The sequence below is a fragment of the Intrasporangium sp. genome (assembly GCF_035688975.1).
GTDB lineage: Bacteria > Actinomycetota > Actinomycetes > Actinomycetales > Dermatophilaceae > CALMNV01.
Genome location: NZ_DASSMH010000010.1, coordinates 1 through 26841, shown reverse-complemented (window position 1 = coordinate 26841; position 26841 = coordinate 1). Strand labels below are relative to the sequence as shown.

25 protein-coding genes and 1 pseudogene are annotated in these 26841 nt (G+C 71.6%); 15 read left to right on the top strand and 11 right to left on the bottom strand.

Features of this window, described 5'->3' with window-relative positions; all coding sequences use genetic code 11:
* Nucleotides 1-23: 23 nt before the first annotated feature.
* Nucleotides 24-887 (bottom strand): type I methionyl aminopeptidase, encoded by an 864-nt coding sequence (gene map / locus VFJ94_RS01020; RefSeq protein ID WP_325002304.1) that lies wholly within the window; start codon nt 885-887, stop codon nt 24-26.
* Nucleotides 888-964: 77 nt separating this feature from the next.
* Here map and VFJ94_RS01015 point away from each other — a divergent pair, with 77 nt between their 5' ends.
* A complete protein-coding gene (locus VFJ94_RS01015) occupies nt 965-1171 on the top strand; it encodes a methionine aminopeptidase (protein ID WP_325002303.1) in 207 nt (68 codons plus the stop codon).
* 29 nt (nt 1172-1200) lie between these two features.
* Here the strand turns inward: VFJ94_RS01015 and panB are convergent, their stop codons facing one another.
* Together panB and VFJ94_RS01005 are read right to left on the bottom strand one after the other, a co-directional pair.
* Entirely contained in the window at nt 1201-2085 is an 885-nt protein-coding gene (panB, locus tag VFJ94_RS01010; protein ID WP_325002302.1) for a 3-methyl-2-oxobutanoate hydroxymethyltransferase, read from the bottom strand.
* A gap of 202 nt (nt 2086-2287) precedes the next feature.
* The gene (locus VFJ94_RS01005; protein WP_325002301.1) at nt 2288-2428 is read right to left on the bottom strand and encodes a hypothetical protein; all 141 of its coding nucleotides are present in this window, start codon (nt 2426-2428) and stop codon (nt 2288-2290) included.
* A 105-nt stretch (nt 2429-2533) separates the two neighbouring features.
* On the opposite strand from VFJ94_RS01005, the gene glnA reads away from it, so the two are divergent.
* The 3 genes from glnA to VFJ94_RS00990 are packed head-to-tail and all read left to right on the top strand — an operon-like array spanning nt 2534 to nt 8180.
* Entirely contained in the window at nt 2534-3871 is a 1338-nt protein-coding gene (glnA, locus tag VFJ94_RS01000; protein ID WP_325002300.1) for a type I glutamate--ammonia ligase, read from the top strand.
* Between the two features lie 8 nt (nt 3872-3879).
* Entirely contained in the window at nt 3880-6906 is a 3027-nt protein-coding gene (locus VFJ94_RS00995; protein WP_325002299.1) for a bifunctional [glutamine synthetase] adenylyltransferase/[glutamine synthetase]-adenylyl-L-tyrosine phosphorylase, read from the top strand.
* Between the two features lie 29 nt (nt 6907-6935).
* The gene (locus tag VFJ94_RS00990; RefSeq protein ID WP_325002298.1) at nt 6936-8180 is read left to right on the top strand and encodes an MFS transporter; all 1245 of its coding nucleotides are present in this window, start codon (nt 6936-6938) and stop codon (nt 8178-8180) included.
* 63 nt (nt 8181-8243) lie between these two features.
* Here VFJ94_RS00990 and VFJ94_RS00985 read toward each other — a convergent pair whose 3' ends face one another.
* Nucleotides 8244-9101: an IclR family transcriptional regulator gene (locus VFJ94_RS00985; protein WP_325002297.1), complete on the bottom strand. Its 858-nt coding sequence runs from the start codon at nt 9099-9101 to the stop codon at nt 8244-8246.
* 107 nt (nt 9102-9208) lie between these two features.
* On the opposite strand from VFJ94_RS00985, the gene VFJ94_RS00980 reads away from it, so the two are divergent.
* The 10 genes from VFJ94_RS00980 (at nt 9209) to VFJ94_RS00935 (ending at nt 19623) form a co-directional block, all read left to right on the top strand.
* A complete protein-coding gene (locus VFJ94_RS00980) occupies nt 9209-9868 on the top strand; it encodes an ABC transporter permease (RefSeq protein ID WP_414654531.1) in 660 nt (219 codons plus the stop codon).
* The gene (locus VFJ94_RS00975) at nt 9861-10889 is read left to right on the top strand and encodes an ABC transporter ATP-binding protein (protein WP_325002296.1); all 1029 of its coding nucleotides are present in this window, start codon (nt 9861-9863) and stop codon (nt 10887-10889) included. The genes VFJ94_RS00980 and VFJ94_RS00975 overlap by 8 nt, the downstream gene beginning before the upstream one ends.
* 3 nt (nt 10890-10892) lie before the next feature.
* Entirely contained in the window at nt 10893-11669 is a 777-nt protein-coding gene (locus VFJ94_RS00970) for an ABC transporter permease (RefSeq protein WP_325002295.1), read from the top strand.
* A gap of 90 nt (nt 11670-11759) precedes the next feature.
* A complete protein-coding gene (locus tag VFJ94_RS00965; RefSeq protein ID WP_325002294.1) occupies nt 11760-12725 on the top strand; it encodes a glycine betaine ABC transporter substrate-binding protein in 966 nt (321 codons plus the stop codon).
* On the top strand, nt 12722-13234 hold the full coding sequence (gene fae / locus VFJ94_RS00960; protein ID WP_325002293.1) for a formaldehyde-activating enzyme: 513 nt from the start codon (nt 12722-12724) through the stop codon (nt 13232-13234). The genes VFJ94_RS00965 and fae overlap by 4 nt, the downstream gene beginning before the upstream one ends.
* Before the next feature lie 34 nt (nt 13235-13268).
* Nucleotides 13269-14183, top strand: a complete 915-nt coding sequence (locus VFJ94_RS00955) for an NAD(P)-dependent oxidoreductase (RefSeq protein ID WP_325002292.1) — start codon at nt 13269-13271, stop codon at nt 14181-14183.
* A 49-nt stretch (nt 14184-14232) separates the two neighbouring features.
* Nucleotides 14233-15777: an NAD-dependent succinate-semialdehyde dehydrogenase gene (locus VFJ94_RS00950; RefSeq protein ID WP_325002291.1), complete on the top strand. Its 1545-nt coding sequence runs from the start codon at nt 14233-14235 to the stop codon at nt 15775-15777.
* Complete coding sequence (locus VFJ94_RS00945) at nt 15774-16550, top strand: SDR family oxidoreductase (RefSeq protein WP_325002290.1); 777 nt, start codon at nt 15774-15776, stop codon at nt 16548-16550. The genes VFJ94_RS00950 and VFJ94_RS00945 overlap by 4 nt, the downstream gene beginning before the upstream one ends.
* Before the next feature lie 53 nt (nt 16551-16603).
* On the top strand, nt 16604-18103 hold the full coding sequence (locus VFJ94_RS00940; RefSeq protein WP_325002289.1) for an FAD-binding oxidoreductase: 1500 nt from the start codon (nt 16604-16606) through the stop codon (nt 18101-18103).
* Nucleotides 18100-19623, top strand: a complete 1524-nt coding sequence (locus tag VFJ94_RS00935) for an FGGY-family carbohydrate kinase (RefSeq protein ID WP_325002288.1) — start codon at nt 18100-18102, stop codon at nt 19621-19623. The genes VFJ94_RS00940 and VFJ94_RS00935 overlap by 4 nt, the downstream gene beginning before the upstream one ends.
* On the opposite strand, the gene panD is transcribed toward VFJ94_RS00935, so the two are convergent.
* Nucleotides 19532-20026 carry an aspartate 1-decarboxylase gene (panD, locus tag VFJ94_RS00930; protein WP_325002287.1) on the bottom strand — a complete coding sequence of 165 codons (495 nt, stop codon included), beginning with the start codon at nt 20024-20026 and terminating at the stop codon, nt 19532-19534. The two genes, VFJ94_RS00935 and panD, sit on opposite strands and share 92 nt — an antisense overlap.
* A 223-nt stretch (nt 20027-20249) precedes the next feature.
* On the opposite strand from panD, the pseudogene VFJ94_RS00925 reads away from it, so the two are divergent.
* A pseudogene (locus tag VFJ94_RS00925) lies at nt 20250-20397 on the top strand (ISL3 family transposase); the annotation flags it as partial.
* Nucleotides 20398-20452: 55 nt separating this feature from the next.
* Here the strand turns inward: VFJ94_RS00925 and VFJ94_RS00920 are convergent.
* The 6 genes from VFJ94_RS00920 to VFJ94_RS00895 all read right to left on the bottom strand — a co-directional run bounded on the left by VFJ94_RS00920 (nt 20453) and on the right by VFJ94_RS00895 (nt 26640).
* Nucleotides 20453-21568: a YeiH family protein gene (locus tag VFJ94_RS00920; RefSeq protein ID WP_414654529.1), complete on the bottom strand. Its 1116-nt coding sequence runs from the start codon at nt 21566-21568 to the stop codon at nt 20453-20455.
* Complete coding sequence (locus VFJ94_RS00915; RefSeq protein ID WP_325002285.1) at nt 21565-22134, bottom strand: RBBP9/YdeN family alpha/beta hydrolase; 570 nt, start codon at nt 22132-22134, stop codon at nt 21565-21567. The genes VFJ94_RS00920 and VFJ94_RS00915 overlap by 4 nt, the downstream gene beginning before the upstream one ends.
* Nucleotides 22131-23489: an MFS transporter gene (locus VFJ94_RS00910; protein WP_325002284.1), complete on the bottom strand. Its 1359-nt coding sequence runs from the start codon at nt 23487-23489 to the stop codon at nt 22131-22133. Before VFJ94_RS00910 ends, VFJ94_RS00915 begins: the two co-directional genes overlap by 4 nt.
* Before the next feature lie 29 nt (nt 23490-23518).
* Nucleotides 23519-24571 (bottom strand): 3-keto-5-aminohexanoate cleavage protein, encoded by a 1053-nt coding sequence (locus VFJ94_RS00905; protein WP_325002283.1) that lies wholly within the window; start codon nt 24569-24571, stop codon nt 23519-23521.
* Nucleotides 24572-24686: 115 nt separating this feature from the next.
* Entirely contained in the window at nt 24687-25589 is a 903-nt protein-coding gene (locus VFJ94_RS00900) for a TauD/TfdA dioxygenase family protein (protein ID WP_325002282.1), read from the bottom strand.
* 76 nt (nt 25590-25665) lie between these two features.
* Nucleotides 25666-26640, bottom strand: coding sequence for a quinone oxidoreductase (locus tag VFJ94_RS00895; protein ID WP_325002281.1), 975 nt, complete (start codon nt 26638-26640; stop codon nt 25666-25668).
* Between the last annotated feature and the right edge of the window lie 201 nt (nt 26641-26841).

Genomic DNA, 26841 nt, shown 5'->3' with positions numbered 1-26841 from the left:
GATGCCGTGGACGTGCGGCCACCCTACGGGAGGGTGAGGATCTCGTTGCCGTCCTCGGTGATGACGATGGTGTGCTCGAACTGTGCCGACCGCGACCGGTCCCTGGTCACGACGGTCCACCGGTCGTCCCACATCTCCCACTCGGGGCCGCCGAGGTTGAGCATCGGCTCGATGGTGAAGGTCATGCCCGGCTCGATGACGGTGTCGTAGGCCGGTGCCGCGTCGTAGTGCGGGATGACCAGGCCGGAGTGGAACTCGAGCCCGATCCCGTGGCCGGTGAAGTCGCGCACCACCCCGTAGCCGAAGCGCCTGGCGTAGCTCTCGATGACCCGGCCGATGACGTTGACCTCGCGGCCCGGCCGCGCGGCCCGGATGCCGCGCATCATCGCCTCGTGCGTGCGCTCGACGAGCAGCCGCGACTCCTCCGCGACGTCGCCCACCAGGTAGGTGGCGTCGGTGTCGCCGTGGACGCCGTGGATGTATGCCGTGACGTCGAGGTTGACGATGTCGCCGTCCTCGAGCGGGCGGCTGTCCGGGATGCCGTGGCAGATGACCTCGTTGACGCTCGTGCACAGCGACTTGGGAAACGCCTTGTAGCCCAGGGTCGAGGGGTAGGCGCCGTGGTCGAGCAGGTACTCGTGGGCGACCCGGTCGAGCTCGTCCGTCGTGACGCCGGGCGCGATGCGCTCCGCCGCCGCCTGCATCGCCCGGGCCGCGATGCGTCCGGCGATGCGCATCCGCTCGATCGTCTCGGCGTCCTTGATCCGCAGGTCGCCGTCCTCCCGCGGGTTGGGCCGGTCGACGTAGTGCGGGCGCTCGATCGAGGCGGGGACGGCACGGCGGGGGCTCACGGAGCCCCGGGACACACTTGCGTGGGTGACCGGCATACGGTGGAGTCTAGGAGGTCCCGTGGGCGCGGCCACCGGCGGCGCGGCGCCTCGGAAGCACGGAAGGAAGGCGCGCGATGAGCTTCTGGTACAACGTCGACACCGGCAGGGTCGAGACCGACGAGGAGCGCAGCCCCGGCGCCACGGTCCTCGGGCCCTACGCCACGGAGGCGGAGGCCCGCGACGCCCTCGAGACCGCCCGACGCCGGACCGAGCGCTGGGACGCCGAGGACCGTGCGTGGAACGAGAAGGGCGCCCGCCCGGACGGAGGCGGCGAGGAGTAGCCGCCCCCACTCCGCCCGGCCTCGGGCCGTCATTCCCCGAAGGAGTGCTCCGGGCCCGGGAAGGCTCCGGACTCCACCTCGGCGGCATACGTGCGGGCCGCGGCGAGGAGGACCGTGCGCAGGTCCGCGTAGTGCTTGACGAAGCGGGGGCTCCGGCCCGCCCGCAGCCCTGCGAAGTCGGACCACACGAGCACCTGCGCGTCGGTGCCCGGACCCGCGCCGATCCCGACCGTCGGGATCGACAGGGCCGCCGTGACGCGGGCCGCCACGGGCGCCGGGACCATCTCGAGGACGACGGCGAAGGCACCCGCCCCCTCGAGGGCGCGCGCCTCGTCGACGAGCGCGTCGGCCGCGTCGCCCCGGCCCTGCACCCGGTAGCCGCCCAACTGGTGCTCGCTCTGCGGTGTGAACCCCACGTGCGCCATGACCGGGATGCCGGCGCGGGTCAGCAGCTCGACCGTGGGGACCATGGCGCGTCCGCCCTCCAGCTTGACGGCGTGCGCCCGGCCCTCCTTCATGAGCCGGACGGCGCTGTCGAAGCCCTGTTGCGGGGACGCGCCGTAGGTGCCGAAGGGAAGGTCGGCGACCACCATGGCCCGACTCGTCGAGAGGGCCACCGCGCGCACGAGCGGTAGGAGCTCGTCGAGCGTGACGGGAACCGTTGTGTCGTAGCCGAATACGTTGTTGCCGGCAGAGTCGCCGACGAGCAGCACTGGGATGCCGGCCTCGTCGAAGATCTGGGCGGCATACATGTCGTATGCCGTGAGCATGGCCCACTTGCGCCCGTCGCGCTTGAGCGCCTGCAGGTGGGGGATGCGGACCCGACGCACCTGCGAGCCGCTCCTGAGCCCGGCGCCGTAGGGGCTCGGCTCGTCCTGAGCCGGCTCGCGACCTCCCGGCGTGCTCTCGGTCATGTGCCCGAGCATAGCTGCGGGCGAACGGGCCACCGGCACAGGCCATTCGAGCGGCACTCCCCGGATGGTGGCACGCCGACAAGGTCGCTCGGGTCGTGTCGCCACAGACGTGGGCAGGAACGTGCCACCGGAGCCTCCGGCTTGGTCGAGTGGCCGACGGCGCCCGACCGTGCGCCCCGACGAGGAGGTAGGCGCGCTTCCCCTACCAGAAGGGCCTGCTCGTCTGGTAGGCCGACGGCGCGCTCCTCGGCAACCGGCGCCAGCCGTTCGACGACACGGACCCGAACCGGTACTGGGCGGCGGACCACCCGTGGGCCTCGACCAGGGTGGCCGGCATCGGCACCCGGATCACCGTGGAGGAGGCCACCTATGGCGGTCAGCGCATGCGGCTCTCGGTCCGGGGCAGGTGAACTACCCCTGTGAACAGGGAGTGCGGCAGGATCGAGCCATGAACCGTCAGGAAGAGTTCGTGCTGCGCACCATCGAGGAGCGCGACATCCGCTTCGTGCGCCTCTGGTTCACCGACGTGCTGGGGACGCTGAAGTCGGTGGCCGTCGCGCCCGCGGAGCTGGAGGGAGCCTTTGCCGAGGGGATCGGCTTCGACGGGTCGGCCATCGAGGGCTTCGCCCGCGTCTTCGAGGCCGACATGCTGGCGGTCCCCGACCCGGCGACGTTCCAGGTGCTGCCGTGGCGTGGAGAGAGCCCGGGCACGGCCCGGATGTTCTGCGACCTCCAGCAGCCGGACGGCTCGCCGAGCTTCGCCGACCCGCGGCACGTCCTCCAGCGCGCCCTGACCCGCGCGGCCGACCTGGGGTTCACCTTCTACACGCACCCCGAGATCGAGTTCTTCCTCCTCGAGCACGAGCGTGGCCCCGACGGCCGCCCCGTCCCCGTCGACGACGCCGGCTACTTCGACCACGTGCCGCACGGCACCGGGCACGACTTCCGGCGCGCCGCCATCACGATGCTGGAGAGCATGGGCATCTCGGTGGAGTTCAGCCACCACGAGGGCGCACCCGGCCAGAACGAGATCGACCTGAGGTATGCCGACGCCCTCAGCACCGCGGACAACATCATGACCTTCCGCACGGTCATCAAGGAGGTGGCCCTGACCCAGGGGATCTACGCCACCTTCATGCCCAAGCCGTTCTCCGAGCACCCCGGGTCGGGGATGCACACGCACCTCTCGCTCTTCGAGGGCGACGCCAACGCCTTCTACGAGGCCGGCGCGCCCTACCAGCTGAGCCGCGTCGGCCGGCAGTTCATCGCCGGCCTCCTCGTGCACGGCGCGGAGATCGCGGCCGTGACCAACCAGTGGGTCAACTCCTACAAGCGGCTCTGGGGCGGCGGGGAGGCCCCGGCCTACCTCACGTGGGGGCACAACAACCGGTCCGCGCTCGTGCGCGTGCCGATGCACAAGCCGAGCAAGGGCCAGTCGACCCGGATCGAGGTGCGCTCCCTCGACGCGGCGTGCAACCCCTATCTGGCGTATGCCGTGCTCCTCGGTGCGGGCCTCAAGGGCATCGCCGAGGGCTACGAGCTGCCGCCGGAGACCGAGGACGACGTGTGGAGTCTCACCGACGCCGAGCGCCGTGCCATGGGCATCGCCCCGCTGCCGGCGTCGCTCGGCCGGGCCCTGGAGGTGATGGAGCGCAGCGAGCTCGTCGCCGACATCCTCGGCGAGCACGTCTTCGAGTTCTTCCTGCGCAACAAGCGACAGGAGTGGGCCGACTACCGCCGCGAGATCAGCCGCTTCGAGCTCGACCGCTACCTGACCCGGCTCTGACCCCGCCCATGGCACCACGCAGCACGTCGACGGCGGGCACGCTCGCCCGCTGCGGGTTCCTCGACCTGCCCAAGGCGGCCACCCTGCTCGCCGACCGGGCGCTCGCGCCGCTCGCGGAGGCAGGCGGCGGGGAGGTCCCGGACGACCTCCTCGGTGCGCTGGGGGAGACCGCGGACCCCGACCTCGCCCTCCTCGGCCTGGTGCGGCTGCTCGAGTCGCTCGCCAGCCGCCCGGAGGACGGGTCGACCGGACTGGCCCGCCTCGTGTCGGAGCTGACGACCGAGGGGCCGGGACGCGAGCGGCTGCTGGCCGTCCTGGGCGGCTCCTCCGCCCTCGTCGACCATCTCGTGCGGCACCCGGAGCACTGGCTCGACGCCGCGCGGGCCGAGCGGCATACGGCCGAGCAGGTGCGGGCCCAGGTCCTGGAGGCGGTCGGCGCGGGTCGCGGCGACCGGACGCCACTCGACGCGCTGCGCGTGGCCTACCGGCAGGGACTGCTGCGGATCGCCGCCCGTGACCTCACGGCGCCCGACCCGCTCGCCGAGATGCCGTCCATCGGCGAGGCGCTCGCCGAGCTGGCGGAGGCGGCGCTCGAGGGGGGTCTCGCGATCGCCCGGGAGGACTACGGCCCCGGGCACGAGCAGTGCCGGCTCGCCGTCATCGGGATGGGCAAGACCGGCGGGGGAGAGCTCAACTACGTCAGCGACGTCGACGTCATCTTCGTCGCCGAGCCCGCGGAGGGCGCCGACGAGGACGTCGCGCTGCGGATCGGCACCACCCTGGCGACCGGCCTCATGCGCGCGTGCTCGGCTCCGACGGCCGAGGGCACCCTGTGGCCGGTGGACGCGGCGTTGCGGCCGGAGGGCAAACAGGGGCCGCTCGTGCGCACCATCCGCAGCCACCGGGCCTACTACGAGCGGTGGGCCAAGACGTGGGAGTTCCAGGCGCTGCTCAAGGCCTGGGTCTCCGCCGGGGACAAGGAGGTGGGCCTGCGCTACAAGGCCGAGATCTCCCCCCTGGTGTGGGGTGCCGCCGGGCGGGAGAACTTCGTCGAGGACGTCCAGGCCATGCGCCGACGAGTGGAGCAGCACGTGCCGGCCAATGAGGCCGCCCGCCAGCTCAAGCTCGGGCCGGGGGGCCTGCGCGACGTCGAGTTCAGCGTCCAGCTGCTCCAGCTGGTCCACGGCCGCACCGACCCGCACCTGCGCTCGGCCACGACCCTCGAGGCGCTCGCCGCCCTCGCGAAGGGCGGATACGTCGGCCGGGACGACGCGGCGATCCTCGACGAGGCCTACCGCCGACTGCGGTGCATCGAGCACCGGGTGCAGCTGTTCCGGCTGCGGCGAACCCACCTCATGCCGGACAACCCGGCCGACCTGCGGCGGCTCGGCCGCGCGATGGGCCACCGGACGGACCCGGAGCACGCGGTCGTCGCCGACCGGCAGGCCACCGCCCGAGAGGTGCGGCGCATCCACGAGCGGCTCTTCTACCGCCCGCTCCTCGCCGCCGTCGCCAAGCTGGCACCCACCGAGGCCGGCCTGACGCCGGAGGCTGCCCGGGAGCGACTTGCCGCGCTGGGTTTCCGGGACCCGGCAGGGGCGTTGCGGCACATCTCCGCGCTGACGAGCGGTGTGAGCCGGCGCGCCGCGATCCAGCGCACGCTGCTGCCCGTGATGCTGGGCTGGTTCGCCGACGAGGCCGACCCCGACGCAGGGCTGCTCTCCTTCCGCCGGGTCAGCGACGAGCTCGGCACGACGCACTGGTATCTCAAGATGCTGCGGGACGAGGGGCGGGCGGCCGACTGGCTGGCCCACTGCCTGGCCCGCAGCCGCCTCGCGGCGGACCTGCTCGTGCGCTCGCCGGAGAGCGTCGCCGTCTTCGGCGAGGTGGGCGGCCTCGTGCCCCGCACCCGGGAGGCGCTGGTCACGGTCATGCGCGCGGCCGCGGGCCGGCGTCAGTCGCCGGGAGCCGCGGCCGCCGCGGTGCGCTCCATCCGCCGTCATGAGCTGCTGCGCATCGTCGCCGCGGACCTGGTCGGGGCCGTCGACCTGCCCCAGGTCGGCGCCGCCCTGACGGACCTGACGGCCGCCACCCTGGAGGTGGTCCTCGAGGTGGCCGTCGACGCCGTCGAGGCCAGGGAGGGAGCCCCGCTCGGTGGTGACGTACTCATCGTCGCCATGGGCAGCTTCGGCGGCGGCGAGCCGGGATACGCCTCCGACGCCGACGTCATGTTCGTCCACCGACCGCACCCGGGCTCCGCCGAGGAGCAGGTGCAGCAGCAGGCCACCCTCGTCGTGCAGGAGCTGAAGAAGCTGCTCGCCGGGGCAGGGCCCGAACCGCAGCTGACGGTCGACGCCGACCTGCGTCCCGAGGGCAAGAACGGGCCGCTGGTGCGCAGCCTCGCCTCGTACCGGACCTACTACGAGCGGTGGGCGCTCACGTGGGAGTTCCAGGCGTTGCTGCGCGCCACCCCGGTAGCCGGGCCCGAGGACCTCGCCGAGGAGTTCCTGCGCCTGATCGCGCCGCTGCGGTGGCCGGCGGCCGGCCTGACGGCGGCCCAGCGGCGCGACATCCGCACCCTCAAGGCCCGGATGGAGTCCGAGCGGCTGCCTCGCGGCGGGGACCCGGGGACGCACCTCAAGCTCGGCCGCGGCGGCCTCACCGACGTCGAGTGGACCGCGCAGCTGCTGCAGATGTGCCACGCCCACGACGTGCCGGCCCTGCAGGTGACCGGCACGCTCCAGACGCTGGGCGCCCTGGAGGATGCCCGGTTGCTCACGGCCGAGGACGCCCATGCGCTGCGGGAGGCGTGGCTGCTCGCCGCCGGCCTGCGCAACGCCGGGGTCCTGTGGCGGGGGCGCGCGGTGGATGCGGTCCCGTCGGACGTCCGGGACGCCGACGGGATGGGCCGCATCCTCGGGCGCGGCCCCGCCGAGGCGGCACAACTCACCGAGCTGTGGCGCCGGGTGGGCCGGCGTGCCCGACATGCGATGAATTTCAACTTTTATGACTCGCCACGGGGCAGTAGCGTCTAGGGGTGGCGACGCACAGGGGTGGTGATGGCATGCCTTCGTATGCCGACGCCCTCCGGGTGCGCGGCTACCTGCCCATCTTCCTCGTCGGGGCGCTGTCGCTGTGGGGCGACTACATCGCGCGCGTCACCATCGCCGGCATCGTCTTCGAGCGGACGCGGTCGCCCCTCGCCACGGCGACCACCTTGGCCGTCAGCCTCCTGCCCGCCGTCTTCGGGCGCAGCCTCGTCGGGCCGGTCGTCGACCGGCTGCCCTACAAGGTGGCGCTCGTCGGGTCGCACGTGGTGCGGGCGCTCTGCGTCATCGGGCTGATCATCGTCGTCGTGCGCGCCGCGCCGCTGTGGTCCGTCTTCGTCCTGCTCGTCGTCCTCGAGGCGGTGGGAGGCGCGGCGACCGCCTCGTCGATGGTCATGCTGACGGACCTCTTCGAGGACCGTCGCCTCTATGCCAGGGCGATCGGCCTGAACGCCCTCTCGGAGCAGTTCAACCAGGCGATCGGGCTCGCCATGGGCGGGGGGCTCGTCGCCCTCCTCGGCCCGCGCGCGGGCCTGCTCATCGACCTGGCCTCGTTCGTCCTCGGCGCCGTCGTGCTCGCGGTGGTCGTCGAGCTGCGGCCGGTGCACGGGGATCGGGGCAGCGGCGTGCGGGGCTTCCTCGGCGACCTGCGACGGGCGGCCGGCGACCTCGTCCGGCACCCCATCCTGGCCCGCCTCCTGGCGCTCAGCGCCGTGGCGGCCCTGGGCGTCGGCGCACCGGAGGCGCTCGCCATCCCGCTCGCCGGCTCGAGCGGCTGGGGAGGGCTGCTCATGGCGGCACCCGTCGCGGGCGCGGTGCTGGGGATCCTGCTCATCTCGCGGTCCGACGTGCACCGGCAGAACGCCCTCGTGATGCCCCTCGCGCTCGCCATGCCGGTTCCGCTGCTCGCCACCGCGTTCCAGCCGCCGCTGGCGGCCCTCGCGGCCTTGTGGTTCGTCAGCGGGATGAGCCAGTGCTTCATGGTGCCCGTCCAGACGACCTTCACGCTGGTGACCGCGCCCGAGCTGAGGGGCCGCATCTTCAGCCTGGCCGGTGCCGTGTCCGTCGCGGCCGCGGGCCTGGCCTACCTCGGCGCCGGCTGGGTGGGCCAGCACACCGACCCGTGGCGAGGCGTCGCCATCTGCGCCGGGATCTGTCTCGGGCTCGTGGCCCTCCTCGGCCTGACGTGGCCGCACCGCCGCCTCCGCAACGCCGTCACTCGGGCCTACGACGGCCCCTCGTCGGCGTCACGCGCCGCCTGAACGGCGCTCGGGAGGGCGGCGCAGGCGGGGCGCCGGTCCTCGGGCCGGAGAGGTGCCCGCCGGTCAGGCGCCGCCGAGGTGGGCGGACAGCGGCCGGGCCGCCTTGGCGACGAACTGGCCCAGGGCATCGAGCCGGCCGGGGATGCGCGCCTTCGGGGCACTGACGTTGACGGCGGCGATGATGCGGCCGGTGAAGTCGGTGACGGGTGCCGAGGCGGCGACGACCCCGACCTCGAGCTCCTCGTCGGAGATGGCGTAGCCCGTCTCCCGGATGCGGGCGATCTGGGCGCGCAGGTCGTCGAGGGACCGGACCTGGGCCGACCCCTCGGACGGCGTGTCGAGCACGGCGAAGCGTGAGCCCGAGACGTCGGAGCGCCCCGGTCCCACGGTCGGCCGGTCCTGCCCGTGCTGCGCGTACCACGCTGCGAGGTCCTCGTCGTCCCAGTCGCTGAGCAGGACCCGACCCGACGGGGTGCGCCAGGCCGCCGTCGTCACGCCCTCCCAGCCGGCGGTGCGGAACTGGTGCGGGCTGAGCTCGCTGACGAGCGTGAGGACGTTGCCGCCCCGCAGGACCGACAGGTGGCTCGTCTCCCCGGTATGCCGGGCGATCCGCCGCAGGTAGGGGCGGGCCTCCGCCACGAGCGTCGACTCAGCCGTGCGCGCGGCGAGGGCGAAGAGCCGGGGACCCAGCCGGTAGGACAGCGTCTCCGCGTTGCGGGCGAGCACCCCGGCGTCTGCCAGCGTGGCCAGGGTGCGCGAGATGACCGTCTTCTCCCGGCCGGTGATCTCGGCGATGCGCACCACGCCCAGCCCTCCCGCCTGCACCGCCTCCGGCAGACCGAGCGCCTCGAGCACCTCGATGTCGCGGGCGAGCCCGGACGTGTTGCGGCGCGAGGCGGTGGGCTTGTGCTGGCTGGTCATGTCGGCCACGGTAGCAGAGGCAGTTGCCATATGTGCAACTGCTATTGCTGCTATGACTCAAGGGCCCGTACGGTTCCCCCACCTCAACGAAGAGAAGGGAGCGCCCCGTGGACGGACTGCGTGGGCTGCCGACGTTCCTCGAACGGCGGTGGGACGACATCCTCGTGCTGACGCTCCAGCACCTCGCCGTCGTCGCCGTGTCCCTGGTGCTCGCCATGGTCATCGGGATCTCGATCGGCGCCCTCGCCTGGGACCGGCCCGTGGCTCGGTCCGTGTCCATCACGTCGGCCGGCATCGCCCTGACGATTCCCTCCCTGGCGCTGCTCGCACTCCTCAGCCCGGTCCTCGGCCTCGGGTGGGGGCCCACCGTCGTGGCGCTCGTCTTCTACTCGCTCCTGCCGATCATCCGCAACACCGTCGTCGGCCTGCGCGAGGTGCCGAGCGAGGTGCTCGAGTCGGCCCGGGCCATGGGGATGGTGCCCTTCCGGGTGCTGCTACGGATCCAGCTGCCCGTGGCGTGGCCGGTCATCCTCACGGGCGTGCGCGTCGCGGCCCAGCTGACCATCGGGATCGCGGCCATCGCGGCCTACGTCGCCGGTCCTGGGCTCGGCCAGTACATCTTCAAGGGGCTGTCGTCCCTCGGCTCGCGCAACGCGCTCAACTACGCGCTCACCGGCACGGTCGGTGTCGTCATCCTCGCGCTGCTCGTCGACGCCGCCTTCCTCGTCATCGCCCGCCTCACCACCTCAAGGGGTCTCCGTGCCTGAGCACACCACCTCCGCAAGCATCTCCGCCCTCGCCGGGCAGCACCGCGGCGTCAGCATCGAGCTCGAGGCCGTCACGAAGACGTATGCCGGTCAGGCGGTCTCGGCCGTCGAGGACTTCTCGATGCACGTCGCCCCCGGCGAGCTGGTGATGTTCGTCGGGCCGAGCGGCTGCGGCAAGACGACCACGATGAAGATGATCAACCGGATCATCGAGCCGACGTCCGGGTCGATCCGGATCGGTGGACAGGACGTCCTGTCCATCGACCCCAACCAGCTGCGGCGACACATCGGCTACGTCATCCAGCAGATCGGGCTCTTCCCGCACATGACCATCGCGGACAACATCGGCGCCGTGCCGAAGCTCCTCGGGTGGACGAAGGCCAGGATCGCCGAGCGGGTCGAGGAGCTGCTCCACACCGTGCAGCTCGACCCCTCCGTCTTCGCCAGGCGCTACCCCCGCCAGCTCTCCGGCGGCCAGCAGCAGCGCGTAGGCGTGGCCCGCGCCCTCGCGGCGGACCCGCCCGTCATGCTCATGGACGAGCCCTTCGGGGCCACCGACCCGATCACCCGTGAGAAGCTGCAGGCCGAGTTCCTGCGCCTGCAGTCGGAGATCGGCAAGACGATCATCTTCGTCACCCACGACTTCGACGAGGCGATCCGCCTCGGCGACCGCATCGCCGTGCTCAGCGACCGCAGCCGGATCGAGCAGTTCGACACCCCGGCTGCGATCCTCGCCGCACCCGCCAACGACTACGTCCGGTCCTTCATCGGCCACGGCTCGGCCCTCAAGCGGCTGGCGCTCATCCCCGTCCTGGCGGGGGAGCTCGACGCAGGGGCGCCCGGTGCCCCTGCCGTGGAGGAGTCGGCGACGCTGCGCGACGCGCTCGACCTGCTCGTGCTGACGGGCGGCGACCGGGTCAACGTGACCCGCGCCGACGGCGCCGTCATGGGGTCCCTCACCCATGCCTCGATCTCCGCGTGCCTCGACACCGCCGCCGCCGTGCGCCGGTCGGGGGTGTGAGCCGTGTCCATCACCTCGGCCGCGGAGATCCTCGAGGGGCGGGACTCGACCACCCGGCTCGGCGCGGCACTGCGCCGCACCGCCGCCCCCCTCGTGGTGGCCGTCGTCTTCGGCGCCACCATGGCCTACGTCGCCACGACGGGGCTCGACTCCATCGAGCGGCGCACCCTCAACGCCGGCTACATCGGCGCACGGGTCGGTGAGCACCTGCTGCTCACCGTGGCCGCCTCGGCCCTGGTCGCCGTCCTCGCCATCCCGCTCGGCGTCCTCGTCTTCCGCGTGCCCTGGCAGGCGTTCCGCACCGTGGTCCTGGGGCTGGCCAACATAGGCCAGGCGACGCCTGCGGTGGGAGTCGTGATCCTGCTGGCCATCGTGTGGCAGACCGGCTTCGCCACGGCCCTGGTCGCTCTCGTGGCCTACTCGTTCCTTCCAGTCCTGCGCAACACCCTGACCGGCCTCGAGCAGGTGGACGACAGCATCCGGGAGTCGGCGCGCGGGATGGGTATGACCCCCAACCAGGTCCTGCGCCACATCGAGCTTCCCCTGGCCTCGCCGGTCATCCTCGCGGGACTGCGCACCTCCCTCGTCTTCTGCGTCGGGGTCGCGACGATCGCGACCTTCATCAACGCGGGCGGCCTCGGCGACATGATCGTCAACGGCCTGAAGCTGCAGCGCTTCCCGGTGCTCGTCGTCGGGGCGGTCCTCGTCGCCTGCATCGCCATCCTCATCGACTGGGCCGCCGGCCTCGTCGAGGAGCGCGTCCGGCCCAAGGGCCTCTGACCAGCGCCGGACCGGTTCCGGCATCCCGACAGCTCTCCACCTCCACCAGTTCATTCGGCGACCCCGCCGCACCAGTAGAAGGACACCCTCATGAAGATCACGCTCATCGCGACCGGCGCGGTCGCACTCAGCCTCGCCCTCGCCGGTTGCGGCGGCAGCAGCGACGGCGCGCCGGCGGGGAACGCCACCGCCGGTGGCCAGGCAGGCGGGGGCGACGGCAAGGAGCTCACCGGCCTCACAGGCACCATCGGCTCGAAGGACTTCTCCGAGCAGTACATCCTCGCCTACCTCACGACGGACCTGCTCAACGCGCACGGTGCCGGCCTGCAGGCCAACACCAAGCTCGTGGGCTCTGCCAACGTGCGCCAGGCGCTTGAGAACAAGCAGTTCCTCGGCTACTGGGAGTACACCGGCACGTCGTGGATCACCTACAACAAGAACACCGCCCCGGTGAAGGGCGCCCAGGCCCAGTTCGAGGCGGTCAAGAAGGCCGACGCGGCCAAGGGCATCGCCTGGGTCGACCCCGCGCCGCTCAACAACACCTATGCCTTCGCCATCCGCTCGGACGAGGCCAAGAAGCTCGGCGTCACGAAGCTGAGCGACCTCGCGAAGCTGCCCGAGGCGGACAAGACCTTCTGCATCGAGAGCGAGTTCTCGACGCGTGACGACGGCTGGCCGGGGCTCAAGAAGGCCTACAACCTCGACGTGCCGAGCGGCAACGTCAAGATGCTCGACACCGGCGTCATCTACACGGCCACGCAGAAGGGGCAGGACTGCAACTTCGGCGAGGTCTTCCAGACCGACGGCCGCATCAGCGCCCTCGGGCTGACCGTCCTCGAGGACGACAAGCAGTTCTTCCCGGTCTACCAGGGCGGCTTCACCCTCCAGGCCGACGTCCTGCGGAAGTACCCGAAGATCGCGGACGTCATGGCGCTCATGTCGCCGAAGCTCACCACCGAGGTGATGCAGAAGCTCAACGCCAAGGTCGACGTCGACGGCGAGGACCCCCAGGACGTCGCGACCGAGTGGCTCAAGGAGACGGGGCTCGTCAAGTGAGCGAGGCGCGCTTCGCCATCGGGGAGTGCTTCGTCGGTGACGGCGTCAACGCGGCCCACGTCAACACCGTCTTCGGTGACCGCAGCGGGCCGGCCGGCACGGCATGGGCCACGGCGCTCGGGTCGCCCAGCGCCGGGCACGTGCCCTTCGTCGCCGTGCTGCGCCCGTCCCTCCCGGTCAAGCCGCTCACCCTCTTCGTCTCCAAGGCGGCACCGGCGAGCGACGCGCACGGCGTGCACATCTGGGGCCCGGCCCAGGCGGGGGTCGCCGGCGGTGTGGCCGACGCCGTCGCCGAGGGCGTCATCCCGGCCGAGCACGCCGACTCCCACGTCATCATCGCCGCGGTGTGGGTCAACCCCGGCGCGGACGACGCCGAGGCCGTCTACCGCAACAACCGGGAGGCGACCTGCGAGGCGCTGCGCAACGGCATGAGCGGTATGCCGGGCCTCGACGCGGTGCTCGCGGCCCGGACGAGCGTCTCCAACCCCTTCTACACGCCACCCGCGTGACCGCCAACCCGACCAGGACGCAGGAGATCTACGCATGACCAGCGAACCCGCCCGCCCCACGGTGGGCTTCATCGGCCTCGGCAGCATGGGCTCGGGCATGACCCGCAACCTCCAGCAGGCCGGCTACGCCCTCGTGGTCAACGACGTGCGTAAGGAGGCGGCCGAGCAGCTCCTCGCCGCTGGCGCGCGCTGGGGTGAGACCGCGGCCGAGGTCGCCGCGGCCAGCGACCTCGTCATCACGATGCTGCCCACCCCGCGTCACGTGGCCGAGGTCGTGACCGGGCCGGGCGGCATACTCGCCGGGATCCGGGACGGCGGCACGTGGATCGACATGTCGACCTCGGTGCCCGAGGTGGCCGACCAGGTGCGCGCCGAGCAGGCGCACCGCGGGCTGCGCATCCTCGACGCCCCCGTGAGCGGCATGTCGGTCGGCGCGGCGAAGGGGACGCTGCAGATCTTCGTCGGCGGCGACGCGCAGGACGTCGCCCGGGTCCGGCCGGTCCTCGAGGCGATGGGCGACCCGGAGCGGATCCTCCACGTCGGTGCCCACGGCGCGGGGTATGCCGTCAAGCTCATGATCAACCAGCTGTGGTTCTCCCACCTGGTGGCCACCGCCGAGGTGCTGTCCGTCGGGGTCAAGGCCGGGGTCGACCTCGCCGTGCTGCGCGACGCGCTCGTCGCGAGCCCTGCCAACAGCACGTTCGTCGAGCGCGACGTCCTCTCGGTGCTGCGGGACGGTGACTATGACGAGGGGTTCGCCATCGCGCTCGCCTGCAAGGACCTCGGGCTGTCCGTCGACCTCGCCCGCGCGGTGGGCGTGCCGGCGGAGGTGTCCGCGCTCGTGGAGCAGGTCTACCGCCGGGCCCGGGCGAGCTACGGCGACCGGGCCGGCGAGATGACACCGCTGCGGCTCTACGAGGACCTCATCGGGCGCGACCTGCGCCTCTGAGCCTCCGGCCATCCTCGAGCCCAGCCACCCGACCGCGAAGGACAGCACCATGACGACGCCCGTGACGACCGCACCGCCGACCGCGACGACGCCAGCGGCGAGGACCCCTGTGACCGACGACACCGAACGCGCCCTGCTCGAGCGCATCCCGACCGGTCTCTACATCGACGGGCGGTGGACCGACGCGGCCGACGGCTCCCGCTTCGAGGTGCTCGACCCGTCCCGCGCGACGGTGCTCGGAAGCGTGGCCGACGCCCGGCCCGAGGACGGGGTCCGCGCGCTCGCGGCGGCCGCCGAGGCGCAGCGATCGTGGGGGCGGACGGCGCCGCGGGCCCGCGCGGAGATCCTGCGGCGCGCCTTCGAGCTCGTCACGGCCCGCGCCGACGACTTCGCGCTGTCCATGACCCTGGAAATGGGCAAGCCACTCGCGGAGGCCCATGGCGAGGTGGCCTACGGGGCGGAGTTCCTCCGGTGGTTCTCCGAGGAGGCGCCCCGCGTCTCGGGCCGGTACGCGACCGCGCCGGACGGCGGCAACCGCCTGCTCGTGACGAAGCGGCCGGTCGGGCCGTGCCTGTTCATCACGCCGTGGAACTTCCCGCTCGCCATGGCCACCCGCAAGATCGCCCCGGCCGTGGCCGCGGGCTGCACCATGGTCCTCAAGCCGGCCGAGCTCACCCCGCTCACCGCGCTGCTCCTGACGCAGGTCCTCGAGGAGGCGGGGCTGCCGCCGGGCGTGCTCAACGTCATCCCGACCACGGACCCCGGCGGGGTCACGGGGCCGCTGCTCAAGGACGACCGGCTGCGCAAGCTGTCCTTCACCGGTTCGACGGCCGTGGGACGCCGCCTGATCGCCGAGTCGGCCGACCAGGTGCTGCGCGTGTCGATGGAGCTCGGTGGCAACGCCCCCTTCATCGTCTTCGAGGACGCCGACCTCGAGGCGGCGGTCGAGGGCGCCCTCGTCGCCAAGCTGCGCAACGGTGGCGAGGCGTGCGTGGCGGCCAACCGCTTCCTCGTGCACCGCAGCCTCGCCGAGGACTTCGGGCGCGCCCTCGCCGAGCGCATGGCCGGCTACCCGGTGGGCCGCGGCACCGACCCCGACTCGAGGCTCGGGCCGCTCATCAACGAGGCGGCCGTGGCCAAGGTGAGCCGGCTCGTCGACGACGCCGTGGCGCGCGGGGCCCGCCTCGCGGTCGGCGGCGGGCGGATCGAGGGCCCCGGTTACTTCTTCGAGCCGACCGTGCTCACCGACGTGCCGCGGGGCGCGGACATCCTCGACGAGGAGGTCTTCGGCCCCGTCGCCTCGGTCGTGGCCTTCGACACCGAGGAGGAGGCGGTCGCCGTCGCGGGCGCGACCCCGTTCGGGCTCGTCTGCTTCGTCTACACCCGGGACCTGGGCCGCGCGTTGCGGATGGCCGAGGAGCTCGAGACCGGGATGCTCGGCCTCAACACCGGGGTCGTGTCCAACCCGGCCGCCCCCTTCGGCGGCCTCAAGCAGTCCGGGCTGGGCCGCGAGGGCGGGCTCGAGGGCATCGGGGAGTACCTCGAGACGTGCTACGTCGGCATCGCCGACCCCTTCGCGGGAGGACGGGCATGAGCATCGAGGACTTCGGGCTGCACCGGTTCTCCCTGGCCGGCCGGCGAGCCGTCGTCACCGGCGGCAACACCGGCCTCGGCCGGGCCTTCTCCGTGGCGCTCGCCAAGGCAGGCGCCGACGTCTTCGTCGCCGGGCTCGGCGAGGACGACGGCACGACGGCTCGCCTCATCGAGGCCGAGGGCCGCCGGATGGCGTTCCTCAAGGCCGACATCACCCAGGCCGGCGTGCCGGCAGACGTCGTGCGCACCTGCGTCGAGGAGCTCGGCGGCCTCGACATCCTCGTCAACTCGGCCGGGATCTGCCTGCTCGCCGACGTCGAGGACTTCGGTCGCCAGCAGTGGGACCCGATGGTCTCGGTCAACCTCACGGCCGCCTTCGAGCTGGCCCACGAGGCGAGCCGGGTCATGGTCGCGCAGGGCGCCGGGAAGATCATCAACGTCGCCTCGCTGTTCTCCTTCCTCGGCGGCCGCGCCTCGCCGGCATACGCCGCCACGAAGGCGGGGATCGTCGGGTTCACCAAGGCGTACTGCGACGAGCTCGGCGCCTCGAACATCCAGGTCAACGCGCTCGCGCCCGGCTACTTCGCCACGGCCATCACCGAGGCCACCCGCTCGGACCCGGAGGCCGACCGCCGGATCGTCGAGCACATCCCGGCCGCGCGGTGGGGGGACGTCAGCGACCTCATGGGCGCGGTGGTCTTCCTTGCCAGCCGCGCGTCCGACTACGTCAACGGCCATGTCCTCGTCGTCGACGGCGGCTACCTCGTCCGTTGAGGCACCGCCGCGTCCCTCGCACTCCTCGCGCCCCACAGAAAGACGTGATCCCCATGGTTGCCTCCCGCTCCCGCCTGCGCCGCGACGCCATCGCCCGGCGCCTGACCGCCCTGCTCGACCCCGGTGATGTCATCACCGACGAGCAAGCCCTGCGCGAAGCGAGCGTCGACCGCTTCCGCAAGTACACCGCCGTCCACGGCATCTACGACGGGCCCATCCCGGCCGCAATCGTCCGGCCGCGCTCCACCGAGCAGGTGGCCCGGATCTTGAAGCTGGCTCAGGACGAGGTGCTCAACATCGTCCCGCGCACCGGGGGCACGGCCACCGAGGGCGGGCTCGAGACGGTCGTCGAGGACACCGTCGTGCTCGATGGCTCGGCCATGGACGCCATCCTCGACATCAACCCGGTCGACATGATGGCGACGGCGCAGTGCGGCGTGCCACTGCAGGTCCTCGAGGACACGCTCCGCGCCCGGGGCCTGACGACCGGGCACTCCCCGCAGAGCAAGCCCATCGCTCAGCTCGGAGGCCTCGTCGCGACCCGCTCCATCGGCCAGTTCTCCACCCTCTACGGCGGCATCGAGGACATGGTCGTCGGGCTGGAGGCCGTCTTCCCCGGCGGCGTCGTCACCCGGATCAAGAACGTCCCGCGCCGCGCGGCCGGGCCGGACATCCGCCACGTCGTCATCGGCAACGAGGGTGCGCTGTGCTTCATCACCGAGGTGACGGTCAAGGTCTTCCGCTACCAGCCGGAGAACAACCGCTACTTCGGCTTCCTCCTCGACGACTTCCCGGACGCGGTTGACGCACTGCGCACGCTGGTCACGGACGGCTACCGGCCCTCGGTATGCCGGGCCTACTCCGCCGAGGACGCGCGCCAGCACTTCGCCCATTTCTCCCGCGACAAGAACGTCGTCGTGCTCGTCGCGGAGGGCCCCAAGCCGCTCGCCGACGCAACAGCCGAGGCCATCGAAGCCGTCTTCGCCGACCGGCCCCACGAGCGGGTCGAGCCCCGGCTCATCCAGGAGTGGTTCGACGGCCTCAACTGGGGCCAGGACAAGATCGACGCCGAGAAGCGGGCGATGCTCGAGCAGGCCCACCTCGGCTACACCACGGAGGTGTCCGTCGACTGGTCCCGCGTGGGGGAGCTCTATGACGCCGTGGTCAAACGCATCCGGTCGGAGTTCCCGCGAGCGCAGGACCTCACCATGCTCGGCGCCCACTCCTCGCACAGCTACCAGACGGGCACCAACCTCTACTTCGTCTACGACTACGACATCCGCTGCGAGCCCCGCGACGAGATCACCGAATACCACCTCCCGCTCAACGCCATCATCGTCGAGGAGGCACTGCGCCTCGGCGGGTCGATGGTCCACCACCACGGGGTCGGGAAGTACCGCACCCCGTGGGTGCACGAGGAGCACGGCAGCGCCTGGTACCTCCTCGAGGGGCTCAAGCGCGCCTTCGACCCCGCCGGGATCATGAACGCGGGCACCATCTACCCCCTGCGGGAGCCCGACGGCGGCGCGCCCGCCCTTCAGGGGCGGTGGTGAGGTCGCGCTACCTGCTGGCGATCGACAACGGCTCGCAGAGCACGAAGGTCTGCGTCGTCGACGAGCACGGCAGGGTTCACGCCTCAGCCCAGCGTCGGCTGCGGCCCTACGACACGTCGGTGCCCGGCCACGTCGTGCACCCCGACGACGACCTCTGGGACTCGATCCGCGACGCGTGCACCGAGACGCTCGAGCGGTTTGCGGGCGACCGTGACGAGATCGTCGCGGTGGGCCTGTGCACCATCCGGTTCTGCCGGGCCCTGCTCGATGCGCACGGCCGGCTCGTGGAGCCGGTCCTCAGCTGGATGGACGTGCGCGTCTCGCGGCCCCACGACGCGGCCGACCCCCGGGTGGCGCACGTGACGACGTCCTCCGGCTACCTCACGCACCGGCTCACCGGCCGCTTCCTCGACACCCGCGCCAACTACCAGGGCGTCTGGCCCATCGACCAGGCGACGGCGGAGTGGTCGGCCGACCCGGCGGCCTACGTCGAGACCGGTATGCCGCGCGCTCTGCTGTCCGGGTTGGTCTCCCCGGGTGAGCTGCTCGGCACGGTCACGCCCGAAGCAGCCGAGGCGACCGGCATACCGGCCGGACTGCCGGTCTACGCCACGGCCAACGACAAGGCGGTCGAGGCGCTCGGATGCGGCCTGCGGGCCCCCGACGTGGCCCTCCTGTCGCTCGGGACGTACATCGCGGCGATGGCGACAGGCTCCGCGCCCACCGCGCGCGACGCGGGCTACTGGGTCAACTTCGGCTCGACGCCGGGGGAGTATCTCTATGAGAGCCACGGCATCCGCCGGGGCATGTGGACGGTGAGCTGGTTCCGCGGCCTCGTCGACGGCGGCGTCGCCCGGATCGAGCAGGCAGCGCCGGGGGACGCGGAAGCCCTGCGCGCGTCGAGCACCGAGGACCTGCTCAACGCCGAGGCCGCCGAGGTGCCGCCCGGGTGCGGGGGACTCGTCGCCATCATGGACTGGCTCGCGCCGACCGAGGCCCCGCACCGACGCGGCGCGCTCGTCGGCTTCGACGGCACCCAGGGGCGCGCCCACATCTACCGCGCCATCCTCGAGGGCATCGCCCTGACCATGGTCGGACACGTCCGGGCCATGGAGGAGGGCCTCCGGCGGCGCTTCTCGGCCCTGCTCGTGTCGGGAGGGGGGTCGCGGTCGGACCTGATGATGCAGATCCTCGCCGACGTCTTCGACCTGCCGACGCGGCGCACCGCGATGCCGGATGCCGCCGGGCTCGGTGCGGCGATCTGCGCGGCCGTCGGCAGCGGCATCCACCCCGACTGGGACACCGCGGTGGACGAGATGGTCACCGCGGCGGAGGTCTTCCTCCCCGATCCCGAGCGGGTCGAGGTCTATCGGCGCAGCCGGCGGGTCTACGAGCGGCTGGGCGACTACACCGACCCGCTCTTTGCGTTCATGGACGCGCAGGCGCCGGCGGTCCAGCCGGCTGCTCCCTACCGCGCTGCTCCTGCTGGCCGTCCTGGTAGGGGTGGTGGCGCCCCGTGACGGCGGAGGTCCTCAGGCCGAAGCCGTCGGGGACGTCGCCGGCGTCGTGCCCCACCTCGACGATCCGGTTGTGCGCGTCGACGAAGACCACCTGCGCCTCGTGGGCCCGCGCCTCCTCGTCGTCCATGCACGCGTAGGCGATGACGATGACCGTGTCGCCGGGCTGGATGAGCCGGGCGGCGGCGCCGTTGATGCACACGATCCCGGTGCCGCGCTCTCCCTCGATCGCGTAGGTCGTCAGGCGGTTGCCGTTGTCGACGTCGACGACATCCACCTGCTGCCCCGGCCACAGATCGGCCGCATCGAGCAGGTCACGGTCGATGGTGAGCGAGCCGACGTAGTGCAGGTCCGCCTGGGTCACCGTCGCACGGTGGATCTTGGAGTGGAGCATGAAGCGTTGCATGGGTTCAGTCCTCGGTCGAGCCGGCAGGGCGGGGACTCGCGGCGGTCGCGGAAACGGGCTCATCCCAATCAGTGAATCTTCTCGTCAGTGAATCTTCTCGTCAGTGAATCTTCTCGTCAGGGTGTAGTGGGGCGTGAGCATGGTGGGGGCGTCGGTCCCCGGGGCGGCGTCGAGGTCCTCCGATGATGGACGTTCTCACAGTGCCCATCCGGAAGACCTCGACGTGCCCGACGCTATCTTCGCCTGCCCTGACTTGACCACGTTCTGCCGGCTTCATGAGCTCAGGCTTGGAAATCACTGGGCAGCGGCTCGAGCCGGACCGCGCGGTGCTGGCGTGCCCGGTCGTCGATCCCGACGACTGGTGCCGCCGTGCGACGGGCCCTATCGGTGAAGGGCGGTGCGAGGTCCATGCGGGCGAGGGTCGGCTCAGGTGTCCGCGTGAATGCCTGCCAGGGCGATCCCGAGCACGCAGAGGGTCGAGAGGAAGCCGAGGACGAGGGGCCGCGGCCCGAGGTTGCGCAGGGTGGCGATGCGGACGGAGATCCCGAGAGCGAACATCGCGGCACTCAGGCAGAGCCCCTGCAGGGAGGAGGCGAGCTGAAGCAGTCCGGCACTCGGGGTGAGCAGTGTCGTGAGGACGGACGCGGCGAGGAAGCCGACGAGGAAGAGCGGCAGGATCGGGGGCTTCTTTGCGTCACGAGTCGATGCCGTGGTGCCCGAGTGTCCCACGACGCCGGCCCGGGCGCGGCTGGCACCCCATCCGACGGCGACGACAACCGGCGCCAGGAGGGCGACCCGGGCGAGCTTGACGACCACCGCGGTGCCGACCGCGTCCGGACCGACGAGGGATGCGGCCGCGACGACCTGGGCCACCTCGTGGACGGAGGCGCCGACGAGCAGGTTGCCGGTGTGGGCGTCGATGGACAGCATCCGGACGAGCAGCGGGATGAGCGGGATCATAAGCGTCCCGAAGAGGACGACAAGGGCGATCGAGGCGGCGACGTCCTCGTCGTCCCGGTCGATGGCCCCCTCGACGGCTGCGATCGCGGCAGCCCCGCAGATTGAGAAGCCGCACGCGATGAGCAGCCGTTGCGCGTGCGGCACTCCGAGCAACCGCCCGAGCGCGAGTGTGCCGAGGATCCCGCCGGAGACGACGGCGAGGACGACCAGCAGCATGTCCGGCCCGAGCGCTGCGATCTGGGTCAGGGACAGTTGGAGCCCGAGCAGCACGATGCCGATCCGCAGCACACGCCGTGCGGCGACGGCGAGCCCGGGATTGAAGGCCTCGGGGATTCGGATCAGGTTGCTGGCGAGCGCTCCGAGGATGATGCACACGAGCACGGCGTTGACCATGGGCACGGCCCGATGCAGTTGCTGGGCTGCAAGGGCCACGCCGAAGGCGAGGACGACGCCGGGAACCCAGGCCAGGCATGCCGGGCGCCGCCCCCTTCCGGGGCCGGGTCCCCTTGCGGGGCGGGTTGGGGCAGGGTCCGGCGAGACGGCCCGGCTGGGCGCGAGCGGTGCGGCAGGCGGGAGGCTCACGAGCCGGCCCCGGCGTACTCTTCGAGGGTGGCCGTGACGAGGGTGTCCATTGCCGGCCATGGCCCCAAGCCGGAGGCGGGATTGGCGTGCCCGACCGCCCCGAGCTCCACGACGACGGCTCCCCACCCTGCCGCCAAGGTGCGGACCTCCTCTACCGGACCGAGCGGGTCGTCGTCGCTGAGGCACACGGTCCCCGCGAAGGGCAGGGCGCCGATGGGGATGGGAAGCCAGCCGTGGGCGGAGAGCTCGGCCAGTCGCGGGTAGGGCGGAGGGAGTTCCTCGCCCAACGTCGGCGGGGTCACGAGGAGCGCCTCGACCACGCGGTCGGTGGTCGATAGGAGGGCCCCAGCTGCCCAGTGCAGGAGGGTCAGCACCCCTGCGCTGTGGGCGATGAGGATGGGTCGGTCTGCTGCGGCCACGGCGTCGTCGAGGTCCTGCACGCGCGTGTCGAGGTCGAGCGGCTCGCGGTCGGTGCGCAGGTGGACGGCGTCCGGACGGCTGGCCAGGTGCTCCTGCCAGTGGTCTGGTGCGGGGCCGCGCAGGCCCGGCACCAGGATGAGGGTCATTGGACCGACCCGTTCGATGCGGTGGCACCACCGGCGCCGGCGAGGCCGAGCCGAGCCAGGCTGGAGTGGTGGGTCCGCCACCCGACGACCAGGGCGAGGATCGCGAGCACGCCGACCCACGGCACGACGCGCAGGGCGCCCGCCAGCCCGATCGAGTCGGCGATCCGGCCGGTGACGATCGGACCGAGAGCCAGCCCGAGGACGTTGTTGGCCAGGGCGAGCGTGGCGAAGGCGGTCGCCCTGATCGACGGGGTCGTCAGGGCCGCCACCATCGCTCCCGCCGGTCCGGCGGGGCCGGAGACGAAGAAGGCACCCACGGCGAGCAGGGCGAGTTGAGCCGGTCCCCGACCCAACGAGAAGGCGGAGACGAGGAACACCAGGCTCAGCACGGCATACACGATGGAACTGGTCCACTTGCGCTGCGTGACCCCACGGCTGACCCGGTCGCTGATCAGACCGGTCCCGATCATGCCCACCCCGAGGAGGAGCAGGAAGAGCGCGGAGACCTTGCCCGCCCGGTCCGGGGTCATCCCGTAGGTGCGGTTGAAGAAGCTCGGCAACCAGGCGAGGAGGGTGCCGGTCATGAAGAGCTGCAGTCCGCTGCCGAGATAGGCCATGATGACGGCCGGTGTCGAGACCAGGGTCCGGAAGCGAGCCTTGGTCATCAGCGCGGTGGTCTCGGGCTCGAGCTTCGCCGCGGGGTCAGGAATCGCGTGGTCACGCAGCCGCTGCTCGGTGATCGTGAAGGCATAGACGAGGGCGAGCACCAGCCCGATGACACCCATGACGACGAAGGCCGGACGCCAGCCGAAGCGCACCGCGATGACCCCACCGAGGGCGACCCCGATGACCGACCCGAACGCGCCACCACCGAGGAAGGCACCGGACAGGGTGGAGCGCAGGTGTGGCCGGAAGACGAGGAAGACCACGGCCAGCCCGATGCTGCCGTAGGCAGCCTCGCCGACGCCGACCAGGATGCGAGCGACGAGCAACTCGCCGTAGCTCGACGCCCAGGCCGAGGCCAAGGTGGCCAAGCTCCACAGTGCGGCCATGCCGACGATGGCCCGGGCGCGCCCGTAGCGGTCACCGAGGACCGACAACGGGACGGCGAGCAGGCCGACCGCCAGGGCCACGACGCTGTTGAGCGTGCCCAGGGCCGTGTCGCTGAGCCCCCACTCGGCCTTGAGGAGGGGGAAGACTGCCGCGAGCACCTGCCGGGACATGTAGTCCGACAGGAGCAACGCGAAGGTCAGGCCGAACACCAGACCGGGGAAGAACCGTGAGCCCTTGCCCGGCATCCGGTTCGGCAGCGCGTGACCGTGAGTGGGGTCGGTCGCCTCCGTGATCGTCGTCATCTCTCGTCACTCTCTGTGCGATCGCTGGGTCAGGCGTGCATGAGGAAGCCGAGTTGCCCAGGCTTGCGGTTGGGCGGGAACCCGAGACGGGCGAGGGCGTCGTCGACGTCGTCGTACCAGGTCTTGAGCTTGTACTGGTCGCGGGCCGACTTGGCGTCCGCGATGTCGCGGCCGAGCTCGGTGGCGATCCGGACCAACTGCTCGATCTGCTGCACCGAGGTGGCGCGCTCGCCGAGCCTGCCCCAGAGGGTGTCCTCGTTGCCGCACCGCGTGTGCAGGCCCATGGCGATGGCCATCGCGTTGACCGGGAGGACGTTGCGCTGGATCGACTCGAGGGTGAGGTTCGCTCCGTCCGGCACGCGGCGGATGAACTCCATCATGTTGTAGGGGCTGGGGCCATCGAAGCCGCCGCCGATCGCGACCCAGGTGAGGTTGAGCGGGCCGAGATAGACGCCGCGCCGGACGAGCCGCTCGACGGTCTCGAGCTGGGCGATGTTGGCGAGCTGGAAGTGCGGCTGGATATCGTTGGCGCGCAACCGCTTGAGGTGTTCTGCGACCCACTCCGGGCCGGCCGGGACGGTCATCTCCCGATAGGTGTGAGCCAGCTCGGGACGCTCGAAGGACGTGCCGCGGATGTCGTCCGCCGTCATCAACTCCATGATGTTCATCTGGTTGGTGTTGATCGCGATCGTCACCTGGTCCGGCTTCGGGTCGAGCTCGGCGAGCATGTGTCGCGTGTCGTCGCTGAGCCACTTGGCCTCGGCACCCTCCCCCTCCGGCGCGAAGGAGATCGAGCCGCCGACCTGGAGGATCATCTCGGGGACGGCCTCACGCAGCCGCCCGAGCAGCTCGTTGAACATCGAGAGCCGCTTGGAGCCCTTGCCGTCGAGCTCACGGACGTGGATGTGCAGGACCGTGGCTCCGGCGTTGAAGCAGTCGACGGCCTTTTGGACCTGCTCGTCCATGGTCACCGCGATGTCGCCGGGGGCGTCACCCGGCTCCCACTCGGGGCCATAGGGAGCGGCCGTGATGACCAGGTCGTCCTGCAGCTCGGGGAAGAGGGAGTCGTCGATGAAGTGCATTGGGTCCTCCTTGAGAGATGGTGGTGGTGACCGGGAAGTGGGATTGCGACTTGGCCGGAGCCGGTTGGGTCGAGCCGGAGCGGTCACTCCGGGCAGGAGCCGGGGTGGCGTTGGATCAGAAGGGACGGTCGCCTCGGATGCCGGCGCGCTCCATCCGCCGACGGCCGGGCCAGTAGTCCATGACGGCGTAGTGCTGGGTCGAGCGGTTGTCCCAGATCGCCACGCTGTTGGGCTGCCAGCGCCATCGGACCTGGTAGTCGGGGATCGTCGCCCGGTGTTGGAGATAGGTCAGCAGGGCGGGGGCACTGTGGACGAAGTCGATGCCGTGGGTGACCCGCTCGGGGGTGTGGAAGTTGACGAAATGGGTCGTGAACGAGTTGACATAGAGGATCTGCTCGCCGGTCTCCGGGTGGGTGCGCACGACGGGGTGCTCGGCGTCGGGATATGTGGCCTTGAGCCCGTGGCGCCGGTCGCGCGGCAGGACGGCCCCGAAGGTCGCCTCGATGCTGTGCCGGGCGCGCAGCGCAGAGATCTGGTCCTTGACCGAGACAGGGAGGTCGGCATAGGCGCGGACCATGTCGACCCAGATCGTGTCGCCACCGACGGGCGGGCACTCGATGCAGCGCAGGATCGAGCCCATCGCAGGCTCCTCCCGCCACGACCCGTCGGAGTGATAAGCGTTCTCGTAGCGGTCCGCGGGGCTGTCGACGTCCTTGTAGATGCGCACGAGTCCCGGGTGCTCGGGGTCGCTCGGGGCCACCGGGTGCTCCTCGAGCGGGCCGAAGCGCTCGGCCAGAGCGACGTGCTCTCCACGGTTCATGTCCTGCTCGCGGAAGAACAGCACCTTGTGGGTGAGGAGCAGGGTGCGCAGCGCGTCGAACTGCTCGTCGTCACGGGAGACCTCGCCCAGGTTGATGCCGGTGATCTCGGCCCCGAGGGTCGCCGTGAGGCGGTGCACCTCCCACGCGGCGGGCGGCCGGTTCGAGGTCGCGTGGATTCGTGCGGCGCTGATGGACATCGTCGTCCTCCGATCGTGCTGAGTGGTCGGGTGGTGCAGCTGGTGAAAGGGTTGGTGTGCGGTGCCGTCCGGTGGCTCAGAGGGTGAGCACCGAGGAGCCGACCGAGGCGCCGCTCTCCAGGGCGACGTGGGCGCGAGCCGCCTCCCGCAGCGGGTATCGCTGGTTGATCTCGATCCGGATGTCGCCGGCGGCGACGTGCCCGAACAACTCACCGGCGAGTTCGGCGCGCTCGGCGGGGTCGCGGATGTAGTCGGCCAGGGCGGGTCGAGTGACCTTGATCGAGCCCTTCATGGCGAGCTGCACCGCGTCGATCGGCGGGATCGGGCCGGAGGCAGTGCCGAAGCACACGAGCAGTCCGCGGGGCGCCACGGAGTCCAACGACGCGGCATACGTCGCGGCTCCTACGCTGTCGTAGACGACCTTCGCGCCGTTGCCGTCGGTCAGGTCGCGGACCCGGCGGGCCGTGTCATCGCGGCCCACGATGACCTCGGCGGCGCCGTGGGCCCGGGCGACCTCGGCCTTCTCCTGCGTCGAGACGACGCCGATGACCCGGATGCCGAGCAGACGGGCCCACTGGCAAACGATCAGGCCGACGCCTCCGGCCGCCGCCTGGAGCAGGACGGTGTCGCCGGCTGTCAGGTCCGGCGCGATGCGCCGGAGGAGGTATGCCGAGGTGAGGCCGCGCATCGTCATCGCGGCCGCCGTCTCCCCCGGGATGGCGTCGGGCAGGTGGATCAGGCTGTCGACAGGCATGACCCGCTCGGTGCTGTAGGCACCCAGGGGCGAGCCGGTGTAGGTGACGCGGACACCCGGGGCGAAGCCCGTGACGCCCGGGCCGACCTCCTCGACGACACCCGCGGCCTCGACACCCATGCCGGAGGGGAGCGGCGCAGGATAGAGCCCGGTGCGGAAGTAGGTGTCGGCGAAGTTGAGGCCGACCGCGTCATGTCGGACGCGCACCATGCCGGGCTCGGGTTCCCCGACGTGCACGTCGGTCCATTCCAGGACCTCGGGTCCCCCAGTGCGCTCGAAGACGATGGCGCCCGCCATGACCAGCTCCCTTGCTCGATCCGTGCCGTCGTGGTGCGGCAACACATCGAAGGTAGGTAGGACAGCGATGCCGATGCTTGACGATCTGGGACACAGGGATTGACAATCCGGGACATCATGCGATCACAACCGATCGTCCGGTACGCCGCCCTCTCCGGTTTCGCGTCCGTTTGCCGGGAGGTGGCGGTGGACCATCGTGCC